Below are 25251 nucleotides of genomic sequence, written 5' to 3' on the forward strand. Positions count from 1 at the left end.
TTGCCGAAGCTTGTATCGGCGTTCTCGCGGATGAGGTCGCCTCGACCGGCAACAGGTGCGGCGGTTGGTGGGCTACCTCACCACTTGACCGTAGCACCGGCTCCGAAAACGCGGCCACGACCGATGTAGACGCCGCGCACGCCGGGCGCCATGGTCAGTGAGTAAGCCAGCGGCCGCTCGTCGAGCAGATTGTTGACGAAGCCATAGAAGCCGTATTTCTCGTTTTCCCAGCCGATGCGCGCGTTGATGGTGTGATAGGGCTCCAGCTCTTCCTTGTCGGCGAGGTCGGAGACGCGTGTCCCGACATATTGATAGCTGACGTTGGCGGTGAAGTTGCCGCTCACCCCCAGCGCCTCGCCCGGCAACCGATAGCCGAGACCGAGATTGGCCGTCCACTCCGGCACCTGCGGCACACGATTGCCTTCGCGTGCACCCGTCAGCATCGATTCCGGCGTCACATCGATCATCTCGGATTTCGTGTATCCGATGCCGCCTGTCAGTTCGAGACCGTCGGTCAGCTCGGCGGAACCGCCAAGTTCCAGGCCGTAGCTGCGGAAATTCTGGTTGGTCATGAAGACGCGCATCGTTGCCAGGTCGAAACCGCTGAGCTGGCCGTCGCGGACGTCATTGTAGAAGACGGCCCCGCGCAGGGCGATGCCTTCGGTGAGATTGGCCTTGGTGCCGATTTCGTATGTCCAGCTCTTGGCAGGGTCGAACTTCAGCGAGGGCATGCCAAACCCGGCATATTGTGAGGTCTTTTCGAAGCCGCCTGAAGCATAGCCGCGGGCGATGGAGGCATAGCTCATCACGTCCGCGTTCCAGTTGTAGGCGATCGCGGCGCGTCCGGTCATGTAGGTATCCGACATCTCGTTGGCCTGTTTGAAGGCCGGGATCGTGCCGGGGAAACCGTTCGTCACGTAGTTGCCGTCGAAGGTCTGGCGATCATGCGCCAGTCTGAGGCCGCCCGAAATGGACCAGTGCTCGTTCAGCGGCACTGTTGCGTCGCCGAAAGCGGCATAAGTCTCGCTGGTCATCTTGTTATCGAAGGTGCCGTTCATCGTCGGGAACGGCGTCGCGGTCTTGCGATGGAAGTCGTAGTCGGAACGCAGGTAGCTTGCTCCTGCAACCCATTGCCAATCCGATGACTCTGAGGAGTTCAGGCGGAATTCCTGAGTAAAGATGCGCTCTTTCTCGTCAGAATCAACTTTGTCGGCTGCAGGGTTGAACAGGAACTGTGGCGGCAGGCCGAGATAAGGACCGTAGAGATAGGAATCCGTGAAGTCGCCGAAATTGGAGATGCCGATGTCCTGATAGCTGGTTGTCGAGGTGAAGCTGACGTTCTCGAAATCCTTGCGGATGTTGATCGTGCCCTGCGCGATCGTGCGCAGGTTCTTCGGCTCGACATCCTCGCCGCTGAGAGGGAAATCGGGATGATTGTAGAGCAGATAGGCGGGGTTGTTTCTCTGGTCACGGCTGTATGAACCGCTGACATCGATGGTCCATGTTGCATCCGGCGTATAACGCACGGTTCCACGTGCGGCGCCGATCTTGGCACCGCCGAGGTCCTTGTCGAGATACGGGTTGGGGATATCGCCGTCATACTTCTGCAGGCGCACTGCGCCGCGGCCGGCCAGGATGTCAGGCGAGATCCAGCCGCCGGCTATGCCTTCGACGAAGGCGTGTCCGTTGCTGCCGATCTCGGTGTTGATGCGGAAATCGCGCTCGCCGTCCGCAGGCCGGCTGACGACGTTGATGGCGCCGGCAAGTGCATTGCGCCCGAATGTGGTGCCTTGCGGTCCACGCAGCACTTCGACCTGCTCGACATCGAGCAGGGGCGGGGCAAAGCCGATGACGCTGGTCGGTACGCCATCGATGGAGAAGCCAACCGTGGAATCGAATGAATTGAGCGGGCCGCCAAGCGTCGAGACGCCGCGGATGTTCAGGTAGTTGTCGCCGAAGCGTGTGTAGTCGATGAAGTTGGTGTTGGGAGCTTTCCTGGCGATATCAGCGCCGGAATCCAGGCCGGAGGCGGAGATATCCTTGGACTGGATCACCGTTGCGCTGACCGGTGCCTTTTCTTCGACTTCCGTGCGCTTTCGCCCGGTGAGCACGATCCTGTCGAGCAAGGTGGCACCTTGCTCGGCCTGTGCCGCTTCCTGGGACAGAGCCGGTTTCGGCAATATTGTTGCAACCGGCAAGCTCAACAGAGCGGCAGCGCCGCAGGCCAGCGACCTGCGATATGCTTTCAAGCGCATTGGATCCCCACGCAGTTCAAATGCGCCGGCCGGGGCGGACCCTAGCCAGCTTCCTAAATCATGATTATAATTATCAGGTATTAGTCATGCGGCTGGGCAGCCGCAATCGTTTCACTATCGCGGCAGCAAGCAAAACCATCGCGGGAAACAGAAACCGTGGTTCTGCGTGCCGGCCGTGCCGGATCCGGGGATATCGCTCATGGGTGGTTCAACAGCCTTCGTGGGAGACTTTTCAGTCTCCGACCTGCTGCGTGAAGCCGCCGAGCGCGCGATCACCATCGAACACAAGGTTCTGGCTGGAACGTCGATCGAAACCCCGGCCATGTCCGGCATGCTCAAGGCCGAGGAGGTTCAGCCCGGCCTGTTGATGTCCGGCTACGATATCACCTATCTGAGGGACAGCGGCCTGGCGATCGAGATCGAGCCGTCGCTGCTGTGCACGGTGTTGCTCGATGGCAGCAGTGAGCCGCTGCAGCTTGATGGTCATTCCTCCGTAGCCCACAGACCGGGCAGGATCGAGGTTCTCGGTTTCGGGTCGCGACAGGCAGGCGAACGTGTCTGGTTCACCGGCCAGCGAGCGAGAGCCTTCGGCATCACCGTCAGGCCGGATTTTCTCGATCGTTTTGCGAGCAGCGTGGACAATGACAGCCTGTCCTGCCTGAGAGATTTCCTGCAGCCGGGTTTCCGGCGTGCAACCCTGCCTCATCTGGCGCGTGCGGTGGAAATTGCCAATGAGGTGCTGGACCACCCCTACGAAGGAAGCCTGGCAAGGCTTTACCATGAGAGCCAGACACTGCGTTTCCTGCTGGAAATCGCCATCGCGCTGCACGAGCAGGAGCGTGTCGGCCAGAAAATCGGGCGATTGCAATACGAAAGAGCGCACAACGCCCGCGAGATCCTCGATCGGCGCCTGGCCGATCCGCCTAAGGCGCTCGACCTTGCCCGTGAGGTCGGCGTGAATCTGACCACGCTGCAGTCGAACTTCAAGCTTGCCTTCGGAACGACGATCTTTGGCTATGTCCGGGTCCAGCGGCTGAAGATGGGGCGCATCCTGATGTCGGAGCATGGCTTGCGCGTTGCGGAAGCTGGCCGCCATGTCGGGTTCTCGAACCCCGCGGCCTTCACCGCCGCATACAGAAAGCATTTCGGCCATCCGCCGACCGCCGATCAGGTGCGGGGCCAGCAACGACAGCATTGAAACGGGCCGGTTTGCTGGCGCGATAGTTTTCCTTGCTTTCGCGATAGCGGCAGCGGTTGCGGTTCACGGGGCTAGGCGGCTATTTCATGATTTGAATAGTCATGTTTTCCTGAGGCTCTGAGCGTTCGGGCAAACACCAGGCGCAATCCATCGATCCTGTCGGGACGCAGTCCGTCGGCGCTGGCGATTGTGCATGCAGCGAGGATGGCGATGGCACGCGGTTTCCAGAACGCGTTGATGAAGGCTTTCGGCGCGACCGAACACGTCATGACCGTGCTGAGCGTGGAAGATCTGGCGCCGGCCTTTCGTCGCATCCGCTTTCATGCACCGACCATGATCGATGGACGCGAAACACCAACCGCCAGTTTCATCCGTTTGTGGGCTCCCGATCCGGACGGTTCCGACAAGGTTCACCAGCGCGGTTACACGCTGATTGATCCGGATCCGGAAAGCGGCGAGGTCACTTTCGATTTCGTGCTTCACCAGCCGGCAGGCCCGGCAGCCAGCTGGGCCATGGCAGCCAGACCCGGCGACGCGATCACGGCCTCCTACATCTCCTATACCAAATTCGATCCCCCCGAACCGGAGCCGGATGGCTATCTCCTGATCGGGGATCCGTCAGCCATTCCCGCGATCAACAGCATCCTTGCTGTTCTCTCGCGGGAAGCGCCCATTGTCGTGCTGCTCCAGGAGGTCTCGGCAGGCGACAGAGCCATTCCAATTACCGCGCATCCCAATGCCAGCGTAGATTGGGTTTCGCAAAGCACAGCCGAGGCTATGGCAGGTGCCATTCCGCATCGCGACTGGTCGAACTGGCACGCCTGGCTCGCCGGCGAGGCCAAGATGGTCAAGGAAGTGCGCGCGTGCCTCAACAAGCAGCATGGCTTTCCGCTCGCCGATATCCAGCATCGTGCCTACTGGGTGCGCGGCAAAGCGATGCGGCTGCGGAAGGACCATGGCGGGGAAGAGGCCGAGCCGGCAGTTGAGGCCAAGGTCGCCGAACAGGCGGTGCAGGTGGCAGAGCCGTCGAACCCCGAGCCTGCACCTGCGGTTGGCCGCTGGCGCTCCCAGCGCGGTCTTGAGTTGCTCGTGCCGCTGCGATGGAAGCTGCGTGCCGCCGGCGTGCTGCAGGGATTGATCTCGCTGATGCGTCTGGCACCGTTCGTCCTGCTCGCGGAAATCGGCCGCAAGCTGCTCTCCGGTGAAGCCGGCTGGAGCGCATACCAACCATTGGTGATCGCGACGCTTGTGCTTTATGGGGCGGCTGCTTTCTTCTCTTCGATGCTGCTCTTGTGGCTGCATGTGGTGGATGCCGATTTCGGCCGCGATCTGCGCCGCACGGTGATCGACAAGCTCGGCCGGCTGCCGCTTGGTTGGTACACCGAGCGAAACGCTGCTTCCGTGCGCCAGTCGGTGCAGGAGGATGCGAGCCGCTTGCACTACATGGTCACGCATGCAGTACCGGATGCCGTCGCCGGGGCCATCACGCCAATCGCCGTAATCATCTATCTTTTCACCGTCGACGCCGGTCTTGCGGCGATGCTTTTCCTGCCGATCGTCGCCTTCATATTCCTCTTCAGCCACATGATGCGCGGCAATGGCGACAATCTGGCTCGGGTGGCCGATTGGACGAAGAAGGCCAATGCCGCCGCGGGTGCCTTTGTCGACGCGCTCGCCGTCGTGCGCGTATTTGGCGGCAACGGGCGCGACTTGCGCGCGGTGCTGGACGGCCAGGCGAGGTTCCTCAATGGCTGGCAGCGGCCGATGGCAGGCCGCAAAGTGCTTTCGCAACTTGCCATTCAGCCGCCTACCTTCCTGCTGCTGATCGTCGCCGGCGGCATGTGGCGTATCAGCACCGGTGGAATGACGCCGGCCGATATCCTTCCTTTCATTTTCCTCGGTACGGCCTTCGGAGCGCAGATCATGGCCGTGGCCTACGGGCTCGTTCCGCTGCGCGAGGGGCGGATGGCGGCCCGACGCATCGGCGTTTTGCTGGAGGAAAAGGAGTTGGGCAGCCGGGGCGCGAATGGTGACCTGCCTGCAGGGCCGCTGACACTGCGGTTCCGGGATGTTTCCTTCAGCTATCGCCCTGGCAAGCCCGTGCTCAGCGGCATTTCGCTTGAACTGAAACCCGGCACGATGACCGCTTTGATCGGGCCGAGCGGTGCAGGCAAGTCGACACTTGCCGCGCTTCCGGGGCGTTTTCACGATGTAACGGAAGGCGCCATCACGCTGTCGGCGGGGGGCGCCGAGATCGACATCCGCGATCTCAGTCCTGAGGTCCTCAACAAGCGCATAGGCTTCGTATTCCAGGACGTATGTTTTATCCGGGCTTCGGTTCGCGACAACATCGCACTGTCCAGGCCTGCTGCCAGCGACGCCGAGATCGAAAGCGCGGCGCGTGCTGCCAACATCCACGACAGGATCGCCCGTTTGCCACGTGGATATGACAGCGTCATCGGCGAGGATGCCTATCTTTCAGGTGGCGAGGCGCAGCGCCTGTCGATAGCGCGTGTTCTTCTGGCCAATCCGCCGATCCTGGTCCTCGACGAGGCCACGGCATTTTCCGACCCGGAATCCGAACATCTCGTGCAACAGGCGGTCGCTGCGCTGACGCGGGACAGGACCGTCCTGGTCGTGGCGCATCGACTGCACACGGTCACGCGGGCCGACACGATCGTCGTGATGAAGGACGGCAGCATCGTGCAATCCGGTCGTCATGACGGCCTGGTCGCCATTCCGGGGCTCTATCGGGACCTCTGGCATGCCGGAGAGGAGGTCGCGGCATGAGCCTGTTGGTCCCGAAGGAAGCTCGGCGCCATATCGCGCCTTACGTCGCCTGGGTTGTTTTTGCCGCGCTGGCGCGCGCCGCAGCGGCACTTGCTCTCTTGCCTTTGCTTGGCACGCTTTTTGGCGCCGGCCCGCACGGAGCACTGCCATGGCTCGGTGTGCTTGCCGCCGCGATCGCTGCCGGATGGTTTGCGGAATCGCGATTGATCGTACGTGCCTTCGACCTGGGCTTCGCCGTTGCCAACAGGACCAACCACGCGCTCATCGACCATCTGCTGGCCGTTCCGCTCGGGGAGTTCCGCGCGAAACAGCAGGGCGAGGCCAAGCGTGCTCTCGCCGGTTCGGTCCCTGAGCTTTTTGCCGCCTTCGTCAACCTTTGCGGTCAGGTAGGCATTTCGCTGCTGCTCCCACCACTCATCGGCATTGGCCTGCTTTTCGTGACCTGGCCGCTTGGTCTGGTCGCCGTGGCTGCCGTGCCCATCCTCCTGACGGCGCTGTTTTTCGGGGCCAGGTTGATGCGGCAGTCGGAAGCTGCCTTTGCCGCTGCTTCTGAAGAGGCCGCCGAGCGGACCGATGAGTTCGCGAAGGCGCAGCTGATCCTGCGCGCGGCCGGCCGCCTCGGTGTCGAAGGCACGCCGCTCGGGGATGCCGTCGAACGGCAGCTTCGCGCCGGACTTCGCATGCTCTGGTTCACCGTACCCGGCACCTTGCTGTTTTCGATTGTCTTTCAGGTGGTGCTTGTTGCGCTCATTGGCGTGATTGCCTGGCTCGTCGCCGCCGGCAAGGTCAGTGCGGCAGAGGCCGTCGCGCTCATCGTCGTGACGACGCGCTATCTTGAACCTTTCACGACGCTCTCGGATCTGGCGCTGGCACTTGAATCCGTGCGCGGTGCCTGGCGTCGCACCATGGACATCCTCGCGCTGCCTACGCTGTCACATCCGGCAACAAATGCGGTTGCCGGGGCGCCGGATGTGGAGTTTTGCGATGTCGGTTTCGCGCCGGGCGGCAATGTCGTGCTGGACGGCATCTCCTTCAAGGTGCCGGCCGGTTCCACCACCGCGATCGTCGGCCCTTCCGGCTCCGGCAAGAGCACGATCCTGTCGCTGATTGCCAGGTTCCATGACGTCGACGGCGGCAAGGTTCTGGTGGGTGGACGAGACGTCCGTGATTATCATCCATCGAGCCTCATGGATCAGATGGCGGTGGTTTTCCAGACCGTTCAGTTGTTCGAGGGCGGCATCAGGGAGAACATCCGGATTGCGCGTCCAGCCGCCACCGATGGTGACATCCAGCAAGTGGCGAGCGCGGCCAAGGTCGATGAAATCATTGCACGCCTGGGAACATGGGACGCGGCTGTCGGGGAGAGGGGTTCCGCGCTTTCAGGTGGCGAAAGGCAACGGGTGAGCATCGCGCGAGCCCTGCTGAAGGAGGCGCCGATCCTGTTGCTGGATGAGGCCACGAGTTCTCTCGACACCGGCAACGAAGCGGCGATTGCTGCCGCTGTCCGCAATTTCGCCAATCGTACCGTGTTGATCGTCGCCCATCGGCTGGAGACCATCGCGCACGCCGACAACATCGTGTTCGTGGAGAACGGCCGGGTGGTGGAAGCGGGTCCGCGTGAAGCCCTCATCCGCGCCGGTGGGCGCTTCGCGGCCTACTGGATGCATCGACGCGCTTCCTTGGCCTGGCAGTTCTAGGCTCTCGATCACAACACATCGGGCAATACCAACCCCGGCCGCATCGGCCGGGGTTGGATGATGTTTGCGGCGCGACGCTGCAGGCTCGCAACTGGGTATTCACGGGTTCCGGTCGGGCCGCGTGTGCAAGAGTTCCTAGTGTCGTACCTGACATGCCTTCTGAAAAAGGAACATCTAAATCGTTGTCGAACGGCACAACGATCTTGACATTATTTGCGATCTGCGATCGCATAATGATGTTGGCCGATCGACGTTGTTGACGGCAGGCCAGCGGCGAAAACAAGAAGGCGCAAAGCGCCCCAGAGGGAGTTTCAGATGAAAACCATGATGAGGGCGTTGCTGGCGGCTGCGCTGGGTTTGGCAGTACTTGCGCCAAGCGGTGCTGCGCAGGCCGAGTCGGTTATCCGCATGGCATCGCCTTATCCGGCGACCACACTTGATCCGTCTCGCTCCGGGGCGGCCGGCAATATCGAAGTTTTCGGGCAGCTCTATTCACGTCTTCTGCATCGCAATTTCGAAACCGGCGAACTGGAGCCGGGGCTGGCGGAAAAGTGGGACATCTCCGCTGACGGTTTGATCTATACCCTGCATCTGCGCGACGCCAAGTTTTCGGACGGCTCGCCGGTGACTGGCAGCGATGTCGCATTCAGCCTGGAGCGTGTCCGTTCCGACAAGGAGTCGGCCTTGCCATCCCCTCTGGCGGCAGTGGAGTCGATCTCGGCGCAGGACGCCAAGACCGTCGTCATCAAGATGAAGCATGCGCTGGCACCCATGCTGGCCAATCTTGAACTTTGGAATGTCGGCATTGTCTCCAAGGTCGATGTCGACAAGCGCGGTGTCGATGGTGCCTTTGCCTCGGTGCCGCTTTCGTCGGGCCCCTACATGGTCAAAGAATGGAAGCCGGGTGAAAAGCTCGTGCTCGCCCCCAATCCTCACTACTGGCGCCAGGGTTACCCGAAGTCGGATGCGATCGTGGAACTGCTCGAGATCGCCGAGCCGGAGACGGCCGCCGCCATGCTGAAGACGGGCGAAGTCGATGTCATGCGCGGTGTCAACTGGTCCCAGGTCGACGATCTCAAGGCGACCGACGGCATCGACATGCGCATGGAACCCTCGAATGTCATTTTCGTCTCGCTTCTCAACCACGGCCGCGAGCCGTTCTCCAGTCTCAAGGCAAGGCAGGCGGCCGCTTATGCGCTGGATAACAAGGCGCTTACCCAGGCGGTCACCGGCGGCTATGCGAAGCCGGCGAACACCCCGCTTCCCGGGTCGCTGCAGTTCCACGATGACAACTATCCCGGCATCGTCGCCGATATGGAGAAAGCCAAGCAGTTGCTGGCGGAGTCCGGCATGGCCGGGAAGGAAGTGAAGATCATCCTGGGAGGAGGCTCGACCAACCAGCAGATCGGGCTGTTGATGCAGGCGCAGTGGGAAGCGATCGGACTGAAGCCGGTGCTCGTCAATGTCGATACGCCTGGCTGGTGGGATGCTACCGGCAAGGGCGAGTATGACGCCACGCCGACCTGGTGGATGAACGAAGTGACCGATCCCGACCTCGCGGTGCGCTGGGCACTGTGCGGCGAGTGCGATTCTCACGCCTTCAACACCTTCTATAACAACAAGCGGCTCAACGAGCTGACAGAGCAGGGATCACGCGAGCAGGACCCGGCCAAGCGGGCCGCCATCTACCAGGAGATCTCGAAGATCGCCACGGAAGAGGTCTCGCAAATCCCGCTTTATTACTCGCCTTACGCAATCGCCTATTCGAAGCGTCTGAAGAACCTGAAGATGACGCCGGCGATGCAGTGGACGCTCGAAGAGACGATGATCGAGCAATAGATCCTCCCAGAGGTGGTGCGGTGCCGTAAGGCACCGTGCCGCTTTCTTTGTGCCGGCCCTTGCCGGCTTGGTTCCAGCAATGGAAACGGTGGCGAATTGCAGACAGTTTTCAGACGCATCATCCAGCTGATCTTCGTGCTCGCCGGCATCTGCATCGTCACGTTCCTGCTCGTGCATATGGTCCCCGGTGATCCTGCCCGGGTCATTGCCGGGGATCGCGCCAGCCCGGAAACGATCGAAGCGATCAGGCAGCGTTTTGGGCTGGACCAGCCGCTGTGGCACCAATTCATGACCTATGCCGGCAATCTGTTTGCCGGGGATATCGGTCAGTCGATGCGCTACAAGCGTCCGGTCGTCGCCTTGATCGGGCAGTATATCTGGCCAACGCTTTTCCTGACCGGCTACGTCATCTGCCTCGCGGTGCCGCCATCGGTTGCACTCGCGATTGCCAGCGCGCGCCGGCCAGGCAGCCTGGCCGATCAGCTCATTCGTTTCATCGGCATTGCGGGCATGGCGATTCCGGTGTTCTGGCTCGGCATCATGATGTCGCGTTTCTTCGGCGTCGGGCTCGGCTGGTTCCCCGTCTCGGGTTACGGCAAGACCTTCGCCGATCACCTGCACCACCTTTTCCTGCCTGCGCTGTCGACGGCGATCTGGATGGTGCCGGTTCTGGTCCAGAGCCTGCGGGCCGCTCTCATCGAAAAGGCCTCGGCCGATTTTGTCGTCGCAGCGCGGGCGCAAGGGGCCGGCGAACGCGAAATCTTCTGGCGCACCGTCCTCCCCAATGCGGTCCTGCCGACGTTGAATCTGTTCGGCGTCCTCGTGGCTTTCCTGATCGGCGGCACCATTATCGTTGAAACGGTCTATGCGGTGCCGGGTCTTGGCACGCTGATGGTCAATTCGCTTCTGGCGCGCGACTACCAGGTCGTTCAGGGGCTCACCCTGATGTTTGCGGTAACGACGGTGGCGGTGACTTTCGTGGTCGATCTCGTGTCTGCTGCGATCGATCCCCGCGCGCGGCTGTAGGAGATAGCCATGTCGATGGAAGCCGCTCCTGCATCCGGGCCTATCCAACAAGCCGATGTCATCGTGCCCTGGAGCATCATTGTTGCCGGATCGATTGTCGGCGCATGGGTTCTGCTGGCCTTGTTCGCGCCCGTGGTTGCGCCGTACGACCCGACCGCGGTCGACATCATGAACGCGCTGAAAGGCCCGAGCGCTGCCCACTGGTTCGGCACGGATCAGGTCGGTCGGGACATGCTTTCGCGTGTCATTCACGGCGCACGCATAGATCTCTTGATGTGCCTTGCCGGTGTGCTGCCACCGCTCATCATCGGCACGACCGTCGGCCTGCTGAGCGGCTATTATGGCGGTGTGATCGATACGCTTCTGATGCGTCTATACGATCTCACGGCAGCCTTTCCATTCTTCGTCCTGGTGCTGGCGATCGTCGGCGTGCTTGGACCGGGGCTGCTCAATTTTTTCATCGCGCTGGCTCTGGTGGGCTGGGTGACCTACGCGCGACTGGTGCGCGCCGAAGTCATGGCGATCCGGGACAGCGAATACGTGCAGGCCGCGCAGTGCCTGGGTTATCCCGATCGCGTTGTCCTGCTGCGTCACGTGCTGCCCAATGCTTTCGGACCCGTGGTCGCCTATGCGGTGAGCGATGCGGTGCTGGTCATGCTTGCGGGTGCGAGTTTCGGCTTCCTCGGCATGGGGGCACAGCCGCCGCTGGCGGAATGGGGCGTGATGATCGCGGACGGAAGCCGCTACATCCGCCAGGCATGGTGGATCTGCATGTTCCCCGGCCTTGCGGCCATTTCGCTGGGGCTCGGCCTGGCTTTCCTCGGTGACGGCCTCGGTCAACTGCGCCGCGGGCAGGTGTCGGCATGAACGGCCCTCTCGCGCCACTCAGAATCGCGGGCCGCCCGCTGCTCGATATCGCCGATGTCTCGGTGACCTTCGGCAATACGCGCGTGCTGAAGAACGTGTCGTTTCAGATCATGCCCGGCGAGATCGTCGGCATTGCCGGTGAAAGCGGCTCCGGCAAATCGACCATCTGCCGCGGCGCGATGGGGCTGCTGCCGTCGACGGCCGAAGTAGCCGGGATGGTCCGCTTCGACGATCAGGCAATGCTGGGTCTTGGCGAGGCCGAATGGACGAAGCTGCGCGGTCGCGACATGGCGATGATCTTCCAAAATCCGGCGTCGCACCTGAATCCGCTGCAGAAGGTCGGCAAGCAGATCGCACAGCCTATGATCCGACATCTTGGCCTTTCGACAGGCGAGGCGTGGGAGAGGGCGGTCAGGCTTCTCGAGGATGTCGGCATCCGCGAGCCCGCCATGCGGGCAAAATCATACCCGCATGAATTGTCGGGCGGCATGAAGCAGCGCGTCATGATCGCAGCCGCGATCAGTTGCGCGCCGAGACTACTGATCGCCGACGAGCCCACCACCGCCCTCGATGTCACCGTCCAGGCAAAGATCCTTGAATTGCTGAAAGATCTCAACCGGCAGCGAGGCCTTGCGATCGCACTGATTTCCCATGACCTGGGCGTTCTGGCCGATATCTGCTCGCGCATCATCGTCATGCGCCATGGCCAGATCGTCGAACAGGGAGAAGCCGGGCAGATCATCGGCACGCCGCAGCATCCCTACACAAAGTTGCTGGTGGATTCGCAGCCGGGAAGAAAACAGTTCAAGGCCGGCTGGGCGCAAAGCGAAGATCAGGCGCCATTGCTGCAGGTCGAAGGCCTGCGGGTTCTCTTTCCGGCAAAGCGGGATCTTGTCGATATCCTACGCAGCCGGAAGGCTACGCCTTTTGCGGCGCTGGATGGTGTGGACCTCGCTGTCTCGACCGGTGAAACGGTTGGCATTGTCGGTGAAAGCGGCTCCGGAAAGAGCACGCTGGCGCGCACCATCATCAGCCAGAACCGGCCGACGTCCGGCACGGTCAAACTGGGTGGTCGCCCCATCGAGCGGCTTGCCGGCCGCGAGCTCCTGGAATTGCGGCGTCGCGTCCAGATGGTTTTCCAGAACCCGTATGATTCCCTCAATCCGCGCATGACCGCGCTGGAGACGATCGCCGAGCCGATCTGGCGCCATGGCATGGCCGATCGGCGGGAGGCGCTGAATCAGGCTTTGAAACTTCTCGACATGGTGGAATTGCCGTCGGCGCTCGGCGAGCGGAAGCCTCGGCAATTGTCGGGCGGTCAATGCCAGCGTGTGGGTATCGCCAGGGCGCTGGCATTGCAGCCGCAGGTGCTGATCGCCGATGAGATCACTTCGGCGCTCGACGTGACCACGCAGGCTCAGATCCTGGAACTGCTTGCTCGCCTGCGTCGCGAGCGGTCGCTGACACTGATCTATATCTCGCACGACCTGTCAGTCGTCAGCTCCTTCTGCCAGCGCGTCTATGTGTTTCGCTCGGGCAGGATCGTGGAGCAGGGTGCTGCCGCGGATGTGCTGACGAACCCGCAGGAAGCCTACACGCGGGAGCTTGTCGCCTCGCTGCATCGGCTGCCTGGGCAGGCAATGGAGGGAGTTTGACATGAACGCCAACAGCAGTGCGCAGTGGCGCGATCCTGGCCTGCCGGGATCCTCCATCATTCCGCGTACGGATTGGGACTATCCTCCCTATCATCGCTGGACGTTCCAGCATGTACGGGAAATGACCGCAACCGCCCGGATCTGGCGCGGTCAAGGGCCGACCTTGCCGCTGCCGACGCGCACCGTCGAGATCGATCACATCGAGTTCGATGTCGCGGGGCGCCGCCGCACGATCCGCGACTTCCTCGACAACAGCTTTACCGACGGGTTTCTCGTGCTGTCGCGCGGTGAAATTGTCGCCGAGCACTACATGAACGGGATGAAACCGCATGGCCACCACCTAGCGATGTCGGTGACCAAGTCTATCGTTGCCACCGTGCTGGGCATTCTTGTTCACAAGGGGCTTGTCGAGACCGCAGCGCCGGTGACGAAGTACCTGCCGGAACTCGAAGCGACGGCGTATCGCGGAGCAACGGTCCAGCAGGTCCTGGACATGACGAGTGGTGTCCTGTTCGACGAGTCCTACACGACGGAGGGCTCGCACATGCAGCAGCTCGACCAGGCCTGTGGCTGGAAGCCGATGACGAGGCCCGAGTGGCCGCAAACGGTATGGCAGCTGATCATGACGCTGACCGAGCAGCAGCGGCCGCACGGACAGGTTTTCAATTATCGGTCGATCGAAACCGACATCCTCGGCTTCCTGATGGAGCGGGTCAGCGGGCTGCCGTTGGCCGAGCTGATCAGCAATGAATTGTGGGCGCCGATGGGCGCGGAAGAAGATGCCTACATCACGGTGGATCACGGCGGTTATGCACTTGCCGACGGTGGCCTCAACGCGACACTGCGCGACTACGCCCGTTTTGCCCTGCTGCATCTGCGTGGCGGCACGCTGAACGGCCGCCGGATCGTTCCGTCGGACTGGATCGAGGAAACCCGGCGTGGCAACCATGAGCTCTTCCAGGGCATCTATCGGACCGTCCTGCCGAACGGTGCCTACCACAACCAGTTCTGGATCGAGGATCCCGAGCGGCGGTCCTATATGTGTCGGGGCATCTTCGGCCAGTATATCTACATGGACCCGCAGACCGATTTTGCCGCAGTGAAGCTGTCGACCTGGCCGGAGTTCGTCAATCCGGACCGTTCGATCGAGGCTTTGGCGGCAATCCACGCCATTCGTGATGTCTGCGCGGAGACGTAAGCTTTCGGCAGGGTCACTATTGTCAGTATTATCAATATTTTGCCAGGGCTTCCTGTCGCTGGATTGGAGGTATTTGCAGGCATCGACTGCATCGCGATTTTCGTAATAGGCAAATAATTTTTGCGATCGCAGATCGCACTCTTGTGCACTTTGCGATCGCATGCCAGTCTGCCGGCGAAGCGCACATGACGAGGCGCGGAACCGGGAGGGGAAACAGAATGGCCTGGACCTTAGCTGCGGCGGCCGTCGCAACGCTTGCCGGCATCGGTACGGCACGTGCCGAGGGCGTGCTCAACATCTACAATTGGGGCAACTACACCAGCCCGGAGATGGTCAAGAAGTTCGAGCAGAAATACGACGTCAAGGTCACGGTGACCGAGTACGATTCCAACGATACCGCGCTCGCCAAGGTTCGCCAGGGTGGCCACGGCTATGACGTCGTGGTGCCCTCCGCTCCGGTGGTCAAGGTCTGGATCGACGAAGGTCTCGTTCTGGAGAGTCGTCCGGACCAGATGGAGAATTTCAAGAATGTCGACCCACGCTGGGTCGATGTGCCGTTCGATCCCGGCCGGCGCTATTCGGTGCCGTGGATGTGGGGAACGACCGGCGTCACGGTCAACAAGTCGGTCTATTCCGGCGACATCAATACATCGGCCATCTTCATGGACCCGCCTGCCGAACTGGTTGGCAAGGTCAATGTGGTGCCAGAAATGTCGGACGTCATGTTCCTTGCGGTTTCCTACGTGGGCGGCGAGCCGTGCACCAACGACAAGGCGGTGCTGAAGAAGGTGCGCGATACGCTGGTGGCAGCCAAGCCGAAATGGCTGGCCATGGATTTCGGCAATATCGACAAATACTCGCGCGGCGACATCGCTGCCGGTGTCAACTGGAACGGATCGTCTTTCCGCTCTCGGCTGCAGAACCCCGACATCCTCTATGGCTACCCCAAGGAAGGGTATCCGGTCTGGATGGACAATCTGATGATCCTGAAGGACGCCAAGAATGTCGAGAACGCCAGGTTGTTCATGAATTTCGTCATGGACCCGGAGAATGCGGCGATGCTGTCGGCGTTCTCCCGCTATGCAAACGGGATCAAGGGTTCGGAGAAGTTCATGCCCGCGGACATGAAGGATGCGCTGGAACTCAACATTCCGGCTGACCTGGTCCAATACGGGAAGGTCAATGTCGGCTGTCCCGCCGATGTCCAGGCGATGTATACGAAGATCTGGACCGACCTGTTGAAGTGAACCCGGCATCCAGGTCGTGAATTCACACATGCGGCGGAAATGACGCTGGAATTCACGGCCTGATCGGGAGTTGGAGTGGAAATGGCACTCGATCCGGAAATCAGCGGCATGCTCGACCGGCTGGCGCGCGAGCAGGCCGCCCAGCAGGATGAGGTTACGCTGGACGGCTCGCGCCGCAGCTACCGCGACCAGTATCGGGAAATGAGCCGGCCACCCGAAAAGCCGGTGGAGGAGAACACCGTCAGGCTTGGAACGGGCAGGGGCGATGTCTCGCTTCATCTTTACAGGCCGGCGGGTGTTGCTACGGGTCCTTTGCCGGTTATCCTCTATCTGCATGGCGGCGGCTTCGTTCTTGGCGATGCCGCAACCTACGCGCTGCAGTCCGCGCGCATCGCGTTGGAGTGCGGCGCACTGGTCGTCTTCGTCGAATACCGGCTTGCGCCGGAGCATCCATTCCCGGCGGCAGTGGAAGATGCGCTTGCAGCCGTGGACTGGGTCCTGGCGAGGGCGGCCGATCATGGTGGAGACCCGGCTTGCTTTTCGCTGATGGGGGACAGTGCGGGTGCAAACCTGTCGATCGCACTCATGCGGCATTACCGGCAGCAAAGGCTGTTTCGTGCCGTCTGCCTGCTCTATCCGCTCGTCGACGCCAGGCCCTATCTCGGCCTCGTGTCTCCGTCAGGCTCGGACCGTGAATTTGCCACCGGCTACTATCTGGAGTTCGCGGAGACCGAATATTTCGCGAAGGCCTATCTGCCGGATTCTGAAATGGCCACTGACACGCGCGTTTCGCCTGTGCTGGCGACCGATCTCGATGGTCTGCCACCGGTTCTTTTCTATGCGGCCGAAAATGACGTGTTGTGTGACCAGGGGCGGGCTTTTGCCGAGCAGCTCAAGGCTGCCGGAAACGATGTCCGCTATCGCTGCTTCGACGGGCTGATACACAATTTCATGCAGCATGCCGGCATCTCGAAGGCGTCGGACGCGGCTTTCCGGGAAGTTTGCGCTGCCGTTCAGCTCGCGCTCAAGGGCAAGGATCCGCGGTAGGCTGCCATGGTCGATACGTCATGGCGCCTGCAGCGCATCACCTTCTATCCGCTGAAGTCGGGCGCCGGTGTTCCGATCGAGACGGTGCGTCTGGAAGCCGAAGGGCTGACTGGCGATCGACGCATGATGGTGGTCGACGAAACCGGTAACTGCCTCACCGCCCGCAAGGCACCGCGCCTGATGCAGATCCGCACGCATGTGGATGGTGACGACATCATTCTCTCTGCGCCTGGCATGTTGCCGCTGGTGTTCTCGCGGGCCCGGCTCGATGTCGCTCGCGACGTGACAATCTGGGGCGACGATGTCGTGGCACTCGACGCCGGTGAGAGGGTTCACCAGTGGCTGACGCGTTTCCTCGACCGCTTCTGCAGGATGGTCGTCAAGGGTGCGGTCACACACCGGCCCCTGGCGATCGGCCCCGGCGGAACGGTGAGCTTTGCCGATACAGCGCCATTGTTGCTGACCAATTCGGCGTCACTTGCCGAGATCAATCGCTATCTCGACGTCGAAGCCGAAATGGAGCGGTTTCGGCCTAACCTTGTGATCAATGGTGCGCCTGCCTTTGACGAGGACGGCTGGAGTCATGTGCGTATCGGCGATGTGGAGTTCGAGGCCATCGGCGCGTGTGACCGTTGCGTGATGATCACGCTCGATCCCGCTACCGGCGCGGCGAGGTCCGATCACGAACCTCTGGCAATGCTGGGCCGGCAGCGTCGCGGTGAGGATGGCAAGGCCTATTTCGGCCAGTTTCTCGTCCCGCGCACGCTCGGCAGGCTGCATGTCGGCGACAAGGTCGAAGTGTTGTCGCGCAAGCCGGCGATCACGATTCTGCCGGGGAATGCGCAGCCGGTCACGCGGCTGCCATCCACTTCGGCGAATGCCGGCACAGATGCTCGTCATGGCAGTCACGAGCGTCTGCTGCGCTGTGTGGCCGTCATCGACGAGGCGAACGATTTCCGTACCTTCCGTTTCGTGGCGGATCATGCCGTCGACTACAAACCCGGCCAGTTCATTACCCTGCTGCTGGATATCGACGGCGAGACGTTGCGCCGCAACTACACGATCTCTTCATCGCCATCGCGGCCGCATTATCTGTCGGTGACGGTGAAGCGGGTTGATGGTGGGCGCGTCTCCAACTGGTTGCATGATACGTTGAAGGTTGGTGACAGCATTCGCTCACTTGGGTCGAATGGCCGCTTCCACCTGGCGGCGGTCGGGACTGCCGGGAAGCTCCTGCTGCTGTCGGGCGGCAGCGGCATCACGCCGATGATGGCAATGCTGCGCTTCATTGCCGACACAAACCTGCCGCTCGATGTGTGCTTCCATCACAGCGCACGCGGCATCGAAGATATCGCCTTCCTGCACGAACTGCTGTCGATCAGGATGCAGATGGGCGATCGGCTGAAGCTTTCCTGGAACCTCACGGGGAGCAATGCGGTTGCGGACGCCAATGCCCTGGCTGCAAGGTTCGAAAGCAGCAAGCATGGCATGCGAGCTCTGGTTGGCCGGCTCGATAACGCCATGATGCAGGCGGTTTGTCCCGATTTTGCCGAGCGGGCGGTTCTGTGTTGCGGCCCGGATGGGTTTCGAACCGGGGCTCGTGAAATCTACGAAGGCTGGAAGGCGCGGCCGGAATTCCCGTTCCTGGAAGAAACCTTCGGCCCTGATCGGGCGGCGATGCCAATGCCGGAAATCGGCAACTACAAGGTCTCCTTCCTCAAGGCCGGCAAGTCGGTCAGCGGCTCGGGCACGGTGACGCTGCTGGAACTGGCGCGCAAGGTCGGTGTCGAGCTGACGTCCGACTGCGAAGCCGGCATCTGTGGAAGCTGCCGCTGCAAGGTGGTGTCCGGAGAATGGCGGGTGGCTGCCAATGCGGCCGATCCGGAGCGGTCGGTGCTTTCGCAGGGCGAAAAGGAGGAAGGTTATGTGCTGGCCTGCTCCACCAGCCCGATCGGAGATGTCTGTATCGAAGCCTAGCGCTGTGTCATTGTCTTCGGCAGTTTTTGTTTCATTTCCGAAGTGGAATGCTTCGTAAGACTCTGGCTCTGTCAACTGTGTAAGTTCTTTAAAAATCAATTGGATGTTTGTTTTTTCATCCGCCTGACGGCAGTGAAAATTCTGGATCATCGACTTTCTGTTGTGTGATCGTCGATCGCAAATTATACAGAGAGAAAGCATCGGATTTTCCAACGTGCCGGTGCGGGAGGAGAAAGATGGTGGCAAGCGCCGGATTTGATGGCGAGGCCCTGGTGGCGCTCGATCGGGAAACCCAGTTTCATCCCTTCACGGCGATTGCCGATCAGCAGGTGAATGGCGCACTGGTGATGGCGCGGGCATCGGGTTCTTCCATCACCGACGTTTCCGGCAAGACCTATCTCGATGGCGCAGCCGGTCTCTGGTGTGTCAACGTCGGCTACGGGCGCAAGGAAATCTCCGACGCCATTCACCGGCAGTCGCTGGAACTGCCTTATTTTCACTCCTTCAACACCGTCGCCAACGAGCCAAGCATCAGGCTGTCGGAAAGGCTTTTGCAACTGGCGCCGAACGGAATGCGGCGCGTGTTCTATGGCCTGTCCGGTTCGGATGCCAACGACACTGCGGTGAAGATGCTGTGGTCGTACAACATGCTTCGCGGTAAGCCACTGAAACGCAAGATCATCTCTCGGTCCTACGCCTATCATGGCGTAACGGCGGCAGCCGGCAGCCTGTCCGGCATTCCGATGGTTCACCAGAATTTTGGACTGCCGCTCGAATTCGCAAGGCACGTTTCGCGTCCCGACCTTTATCGGGATGCGCCGGCGCGAGGTTATGTGACCGAAGAAGACTATTCGGACTTTCTCGCCCGGGAACTCGAGGAAGCGATCATCGCCGAAGGCGCCGATACGGTCGCGGGTTTCATTGCCGAACCGGTGATGGGAACCGGTGGCGTGCTGCCGCCACCGACCGGCTACTTCGCCGCCGTCGCCAGAGTGCTTGAAAGGCATGATGTTCGCCTTGTTGCGGACGAGGTCATCACCGGCTTCGGGCGTGTAGGGGCATGGTTCGCGTCCGATCTCTACGGCATGGAGCCCGATCTCATCGTTGCCGCAAAGGGCCTGACCAGCGGCTACCTGCCGTTGTCGGCCGTGCTGGTCGGCGAACGCATATGGTCGGTGTTCGAAGAGGCCTCCCGCGACGGACGTCCGTTTGCGCACGGTTTCACCTATTCGGGACACCCGACCTGCGCTGCGGCAGCCCTGGCCAATCTCGAGATTATCGAGCGCGAAAGACTTGTCGATCGCGTTGCCGCGATGGCGCCATCGTTCGGATCGCGCTTTGCCGAGACCTTGCTCAACCTTCGGCTGGTCGGCGACGTGCGCAGCGCCGGCTTCATGATGGGTGTGGAGCTTGTCGCGGATCGGGCGACGAAGGCGGCATTCCCGGCTTCGCTGAAGGTCGCCGGTCGTGTCGCCTTGTCGGCGCGCCGTCGGGGCGTGCTCGTCCGGGCTTTGCCGAATTCCGACGTGATCGCGCTGTCTCCGCCTTTCGTGGTGACGGACGCGGAACTGTCGCAGCTCGCCGAAACCTTGCGCGACGCGGTCGATGAGGTGACCGCTGACCTCGTTCGCGAAGGGCACCTCTGAGATGACGGAGGCCAAGGCTTTCCGATCCGAAGCAATCGAGACGGTGGCCATTGTCGGCGCAGGTCTGATCGGCGGGGCCTGGGCAGCCTATTTCCTGAGCCGTGGTCTCAAGGTGCATGCGTATGATCCTCAATCCGGTGCGGAAATCCGGTTGCGCAAGACAGTCGATGACGCGCTTCGTGATCTGTCGCAGCTGAAGCCTGTCGCCAGCGCTTGCGTCGACAACCTGTTGTTTTTCGAGCGGCTCGAGGATGCGTTGGCAGGCTGCGACTACGTCCAGGAGAACGCGCCTGAGAAGCTCACGCTCAAGCAGGACCTTCTTGCCGCAGCAGATGCGATCACCGCGCCCGATGTGGTGATCGGCTCCAGCACCTCTTCATTCATGGCCAGCGAGCTCCAGCTGCGGTGCAGGCATCCTGAACGGGTGCTCGTCGCGCATCCATTCAACCCGCCGCATCTCGTTCCTCTCGTTGAGCTGGTGAAGGGAATGGTGACGGCACAGGCGGCGCAGGACGCCGCCTACGCATTCATGGAGCGCATCGGCAAGGTGCCGATCAAGGTGGCGCGGGAAGCGCCGGGGCATGTCGCGAACCGCATGACTGCGGCACTGTGGCGTGAAGCCGTCAACATCGTTGCCGAGGGTATCGCCAGCGTTGGCGATGTCGATCGGGCCATCCGTTCCGGCCCCGGCTTGCGTTGGGCGATCGACGGCCCGCACATGCTTTACCACCTCGGCGGCGGCGAGGGCGGCATGGCGGCCTATCTGAAGCATCTCGGCCCGGCGCAGGAAGCGCGATGGGCCTCGCTCGGGGCGCCGAAGCTCGATGCGAAAACCTGCGCGGCATTGATTTCCGGGATCGAGGATGAAGCGGCGGGCCAAGACATCGAAGAACTGTCTGCACGCCGTGACAGGCTGCTGATTGCTTTGTTGCGCACACTGGAGGGCACCGCATGAGCGGCATGCCGATCCTGCCACGCATCATGGTTGCACCGAACGGTGCCCGGCGCACCCAGTCCGATCATCCACGCCTGCCGATGTCGCCGCAGGAAATCGCGGCGAGTGCCGAAGCCAGCTTTGCGGCGGGGGCTGTTGCCATTCATCTTCACGTGCGCGATGCGGTCGGTCGCCATGTGCTCGATGCGGACCTCTACCGGCAGGTTATCCGACGGATCAACGTGGTTGCGCCGGAAATGATGGTCCAGGTGACGACCGAAGCCGTGGGCCTTTACAGGCCGGTGGAACAGATGGGGCTGGTGCGCGATCTCGAACCGCATGCGATTTCCGCCGCTGTCCGCGAACTGGTTCCCGATGCCGATGCCGAAGCGGCTGCCGCCGTTTTCTATGAATGGTGCGTCGACCGCAACATCGCCGTGCAGCACATCCTCTATGATGCCGCCGATGTTCTCCAACTTGCTGATCTCACCAGGCGCGGCATTGTCCCGGAAGCCGGGCTTTCGGTGCTTTATGTCCTTGGCCGCTATTCCGCCGGGCAGGAGAGCAGTGCGAGTGACCTTGCCCCGTTTCTGGAGGCCGCCTCGTCACTGCCGGTTCAACCTGACTGGATGGTGTGCGCTTTCGGTCGCGGTGAGACCTCTGCGCTTTCCGCGGCCCTGTCCGCTGGCGGCAAGGTGCGCGTGGGTTTCGAGAACAGTTTGTGGAATGCAGACGGATCGACCGCTGCCTCCAATGAGGAGCGTGTGGCCGCCATCGCTGCGATCGCCAGGCAGCTGGACGCTCGAAGGGACGTCGTGGAAGGAGAAGTCGAACGTGGCTGAACAGAGCGCCTATCGCATTTTCGACGTTCGGCATGCCGGCAGGCAGATTCTGTCGCCGCATATGGCGCGCATCACCTTTGCCGGCGAGGATGTTGCCGCGATGGCGACCTTCGCGCCGGATCAGCGTATCAAGCTGTTTTTCCCGAGAGCGGACGGGACGCTGCCGGCGATCCCGAACCGGCCAGACTGGTACGATATCTATCGCACCGTGCCGCCGCGTGAGCGCGCGCCGATGCGCACCTATACCATACGGTATCTGCGAGCCGACCGCTGCGAGGTCGATGTCGATTTTGTGCTGCATGGCGACAACGGGCCGGCGTCGCGCTGGGCCCTCAACGCAGAACCCGGCGACCCGATCCAGATATCGGCTCCGAACGCCAGATACGACGGCGACATTGGTGGCTATGAATGGCAGCCGCCGGCAGGTGTCCGGCATGTCCTGCTGCTTGCCGACGAAACCGCGTTGCCGGCGGCTGCTGGAATCCTGGAGGAACTGGCTGCGCTGGACGCGCGGCCGCGTGTCGATGCGTTCCTGGAGGTGCCGGACGAGGCGGACAAACTCGACCTGCCGTCCTGGGATGGCCTCGACCTGCGCTGGCTGGTTCGTGAAGGCCAGACGGAAGAGACGCACGCCTATGGCGACAAGATGATTACGGCTGCCAGTCAGGTTGAACTGCCGCGTGATGTCTTGTCCGGTTCGAATGCCGAGGCTCTTGTGGAACCCGATAGCGACGACCTGCTTTGGGATCGCGCTTCGTCCGCACCCGGCAAATTCTACGCCTGGGTGGCCGGCGAAACCGGAGCCGTGAGCCGAATCCGCACGGCGCTCGTCAAGGAGCGGGGCATCGATCGCCGGCTGGCGAACCTCATGGGCTAATGGAAGCTTGGCAGAGAGCGCGAGTAGCCGTGATCGGCCAGACCAGTACAGCGCCCCATCTCTCTTGTTCAATACGGAAGTGAAAATGCAAAACGCCATAACAGACCGCGCACAGATCGACCTGGCGAACTGGCGGACCAGACCGCATTCCTCCTGGGCGTTTCACAATGCTGCCGAGCTTGTGCCAACTGCGACGGTCCGAGGTGCGCGGTTGCAGGAAAGTCCGGCGTGCGAACTGGGTGATTTCGCTGATATCCAGGTCAACGACCTCGACGGGCAGACACGCAGCCTGCGTGAATTCCTGGTGAAGAACCACACCGATGCCTTCGTCATCATGCGAGGTGGCAAGTTCATCGCCGAATGGTGCGCGGATCATAACGACGCTGCCAAGCCGCATCTTGTGTTCTCGGTGTCGAAGTCGATCACCGGCCTGCTCGCGGGCGTGCTGGTCGGAAACGGCAAGCTTTCGTTGGACGCTGTCGCCGGCGACTATGTTCCCGAAGCAATCGGTTCCGCCTATGGGGACGTGCTCGTGCGCGACCTGTTCAACATGCAGGTGAGCCTCGATTTCGATGAGATCTACCTCGACCGCAGCGGTGCCTTCGACCGCTACAGGCGAGCCATGCTCTGGAACCCCGAGCACAGGGATGAGGCGACGCCGGACCTCAAGAGTTTCCTGTGTACCTTGCCCAAGGCCTCGCATCCGCACGGTACCAGGCATGTCTATCGCTCACCCAACACCGACATGGCTGCGCTGGTGATCGAGCGGGCCGCGGGCGAGCGGTTTGCCGAGCTCCTGGGCCGTTTGCTGTGGCAGCCGATGGGGGCGCATACCGATGCGCAGATCACCGTGGACCGCGCCGGCAATCCGCGAGCATCCGGTGGTATTTCAATGACGGCACGTGATCTGGCCCGCGTCGGCGAACTGGTGCGGCTGGGTGGTTGCGGCGTGATTCCCGAGGATTGGGTCGCAGGTCTCTGGGAAGGTGGCGATCGCGCAATCTGGGCAGCTGGCGACCAGGCCGATTGTCTGCCGACGGGCAGCTATCGAAATTACTGGTACGAGACCGGCTCCGGTGAGCTGGCGGCGATGGGCATTCATGGCCAATGGTTGTGGATCGATCCGAAGACGGAAACGGTTATCGTCAGGCAATCGGCGGAAAGCAAGCCGATCGACGAAGCGATGGATCAGGTGATGATCAAGCTGCTGAGGAAGGTCTCGGCTTTCACCAGGAGCGCAGGCTAGCCGGCTTCAGGGAACCTGGCGTGCCTCAGCAGATGTTGATAGCCGTCATTGATGTCCCGGACGATGGCGGCGCGTGCGCGTGCGCCATCGTGTTCCGCAATCGCCGCCACGGCCTCGTCGTGGTAGTCGATGTCGAGGATCGAGGCGAGATTGTCCTCGAAACCGGTGGTGAGGTTGCGCAGGAACGGACCAACCTGCATCCACACCGTTTCGATCAGGAAGATCATCTGGTCGTTGCCGCAATGGCGATAGATCGAGAATTTGAAGTTGAAGTTCTTGCGCAGATAGTCGTTGATGACGCCGGCCTGCGCTGCGTCGGTCAACTCGGCACAGTTGCGGCGTATCGTGCGCAGAGCATTGCCGTTTATGCGCTGCGCGGCAAGTTCCGTCGCCGATCCCTCCAGAAGGGTGCGCACCGCCGTCAGCTGGGAAAACCGTTCGGCCGAGATGACGGGCACCTCCATGCTGCCGTTGGGCAGGGGGCTCAGTGCCCTCAGCGCCTGCAGGCGCATGAAGGCACTGCGCACCGGCATGTCGCTGGTCCCCAGCTCCTTGGCGACCTTTCGCGACGTCAGTTTCTGGCCAGGCGCAAACTGTCCCGACATCAGTGCGCGGACGATTTCCAGATAGACTTTTTCGTGCAGGGGGGCGGTGTCGACCGCAGTCAGTCCAAGTTGCATCTTTTCGGCCATTGGCGGTGCGCTACTTCAGCTTCTGAAATCCACGCATCTAGCTACAGTTTCAAATTGCGAAAGCCACAATGCGTGTCGATTGCGCTCAAGCGGTCGGCGGCCGAAGCTCGCATCATTTCAAGGACATAATGGCTGCTGGCGCGAGGTATCGCAAGCACCGTGGTGGCGACAGGCGGCTTTTGCCGAAGGCATGCACATGATCTTGCCAGCTCGAGGAA

At 61.7% G+C, this 25251-nt stretch carries 18 protein-coding genes; 16 read left to right on the plus strand and 2 right to left on the minus strand.

Features of this window, described 5'->3' with window-relative positions:
* Positions 1–77: 77 nt before the first annotated feature.
* Positions 78–2255: a TonB-dependent receptor gene (locus tag ACFWYE_RS03720; protein ID WP_379109617.1), complete on the minus strand. Its 2178-nt coding sequence runs from the start codon at positions 2253–2255 to the stop codon at positions 78–80.
* 199 nt (positions 2256–2454) lie between these two features.
* Between ACFWYE_RS03720 and ACFWYE_RS03725 the strand changes: the two genes are divergently transcribed.
* The 16 genes from ACFWYE_RS03725 (at position 2455) to ACFWYE_RS03800 (ending at position 24341) form a co-directional block, all read left to right on the plus strand.
* A complete protein-coding gene (locus tag ACFWYE_RS03725) occupies positions 2455–3453 on the plus strand; it encodes a helix-turn-helix transcriptional regulator (protein WP_379109618.1) in 999 nt (332 codons plus the stop codon).
* Positions 3454–3663: 210 nt separating this feature from the next.
* Positions 3664–6243, plus strand: coding sequence for an ABC transporter ATP-binding protein/permease (locus ACFWYE_RS03730; RefSeq protein ID WP_379109620.1), 2580 nt, complete (start codon positions 3664–3666; stop codon positions 6241–6243).
* A complete protein-coding gene (locus ACFWYE_RS03735; RefSeq protein WP_379109622.1) occupies positions 6240–7940 on the plus strand; it encodes an ABC transporter ATP-binding protein in 1701 nt (566 codons plus the stop codon). Before ACFWYE_RS03730 ends, ACFWYE_RS03735 begins: the two co-directional genes overlap by 4 nt.
* A 315-nt stretch (positions 7941–8255) precedes the next feature.
* On the plus strand, positions 8256–9779 hold the full coding sequence (locus ACFWYE_RS03740) for an ABC transporter substrate-binding protein (protein ID WP_379109624.1): 1524 nt from the start codon (positions 8256–8258) through the stop codon (positions 9777–9779).
* Between the two features lie 96 nt (positions 9780–9875).
* Complete coding sequence (locus ACFWYE_RS03745; protein WP_379071023.1) at positions 9876–10805, plus strand: ABC transporter permease; 930 nt, start codon at positions 9876–9878, stop codon at positions 10803–10805.
* 9 nt (positions 10806–10814) lie between these two features.
* On the plus strand, positions 10815–11672 hold the full coding sequence (locus ACFWYE_RS03750) for an ABC transporter permease (RefSeq protein ID WP_379109626.1): 858 nt from the start codon (positions 10815–10817) through the stop codon (positions 11670–11672).
* On the plus strand, positions 11669–13327 hold the full coding sequence (locus tag ACFWYE_RS03755; protein WP_379109627.1) for a dipeptide ABC transporter ATP-binding protein: 1659 nt from the start codon (positions 11669–11671) through the stop codon (positions 13325–13327). The genes ACFWYE_RS03750 and ACFWYE_RS03755 overlap by 4 nt, the downstream gene beginning before the upstream one ends.
* Before the next feature lies 1 nt (position 13328).
* On the plus strand, positions 13329–14525 hold the full coding sequence (locus tag ACFWYE_RS03760) for a serine hydrolase domain-containing protein (protein ID WP_379109629.1): 1197 nt from the start codon (positions 13329–13331) through the stop codon (positions 14523–14525).
* A gap of 218 nt (positions 14526–14743) precedes the next feature.
* Positions 14744–15772 carry an extracellular solute-binding protein gene (locus ACFWYE_RS03765; protein ID WP_379109631.1) on the plus strand — a complete coding sequence of 343 codons (1029 nt, stop codon included), beginning with the start codon at positions 14744–14746 and terminating at the stop codon, positions 15770–15772.
* An 81-nt stretch (positions 15773–15853) separates the two neighbouring features.
* Complete coding sequence (locus ACFWYE_RS03770) at positions 15854–16819, plus strand: alpha/beta hydrolase (RefSeq protein WP_379109632.1); 966 nt, start codon at positions 15854–15856, stop codon at positions 16817–16819.
* Between the two features lie 6 nt (positions 16820–16825).
* Positions 16826–18796 (plus strand): MOSC N-terminal beta barrel domain-containing protein, encoded by a 1971-nt coding sequence (locus ACFWYE_RS03775; protein ID WP_379109634.1) that lies wholly within the window; start codon positions 16826–16828, stop codon positions 18794–18796.
* A gap of 236 nt (positions 18797–19032) precedes the next feature.
* Positions 19033–20442: an aspartate aminotransferase family protein gene (locus ACFWYE_RS03780; RefSeq protein WP_379109636.1), complete on the plus strand. Its 1410-nt coding sequence runs from the start codon at positions 19033–19035 to the stop codon at positions 20440–20442.
* 1 nt (position 20443) lies between these two features.
* The gene (locus ACFWYE_RS03785) at positions 20444–21397 is read left to right on the plus strand and encodes a 3-hydroxyacyl-CoA dehydrogenase NAD-binding domain-containing protein (RefSeq protein ID WP_379109637.1); all 954 of its coding nucleotides are present in this window, start codon (positions 20444–20446) and stop codon (positions 21395–21397) included.
* Complete coding sequence (locus ACFWYE_RS03790; protein WP_379109639.1) at positions 21394–22218, plus strand: 3-keto-5-aminohexanoate cleavage protein; 825 nt, start codon at positions 21394–21396, stop codon at positions 22216–22218. Before ACFWYE_RS03785 ends, ACFWYE_RS03790 begins: the two co-directional genes overlap by 4 nt.
* Positions 22211–23095, plus strand: coding sequence for a siderophore-interacting protein (locus ACFWYE_RS03795; protein ID WP_379109640.1), 885 nt, complete (start codon positions 22211–22213; stop codon positions 23093–23095). Before ACFWYE_RS03790 ends, ACFWYE_RS03795 begins: the two co-directional genes overlap by 8 nt.
* Before the next feature lie 85 nt (positions 23096–23180).
* Complete coding sequence (locus ACFWYE_RS03800) at positions 23181–24341, plus strand: serine hydrolase domain-containing protein (RefSeq protein WP_379109642.1); 1161 nt, start codon at positions 23181–23183, stop codon at positions 24339–24341.
* Here the strand turns inward: ACFWYE_RS03800 and ACFWYE_RS03805 are convergent.
* Positions 24338–25021: a GntR family transcriptional regulator gene (locus ACFWYE_RS03805; RefSeq protein ID WP_379071058.1), complete on the minus strand. Its 684-nt coding sequence runs from the start codon at positions 25019–25021 to the stop codon at positions 24338–24340. The two genes, ACFWYE_RS03800 and ACFWYE_RS03805, sit on opposite strands and share 4 nt — an antisense overlap.
* Positions 25022–25251: the final 230 nt, after the last annotated feature.

Source organism: Mesorhizobium sp. NPDC059025, assembly GCF_042739655.1.
Classification (GTDB): domain Bacteria; phylum Pseudomonadota; class Alphaproteobacteria; order Rhizobiales; family Rhizobiaceae; genus Mesorhizobium.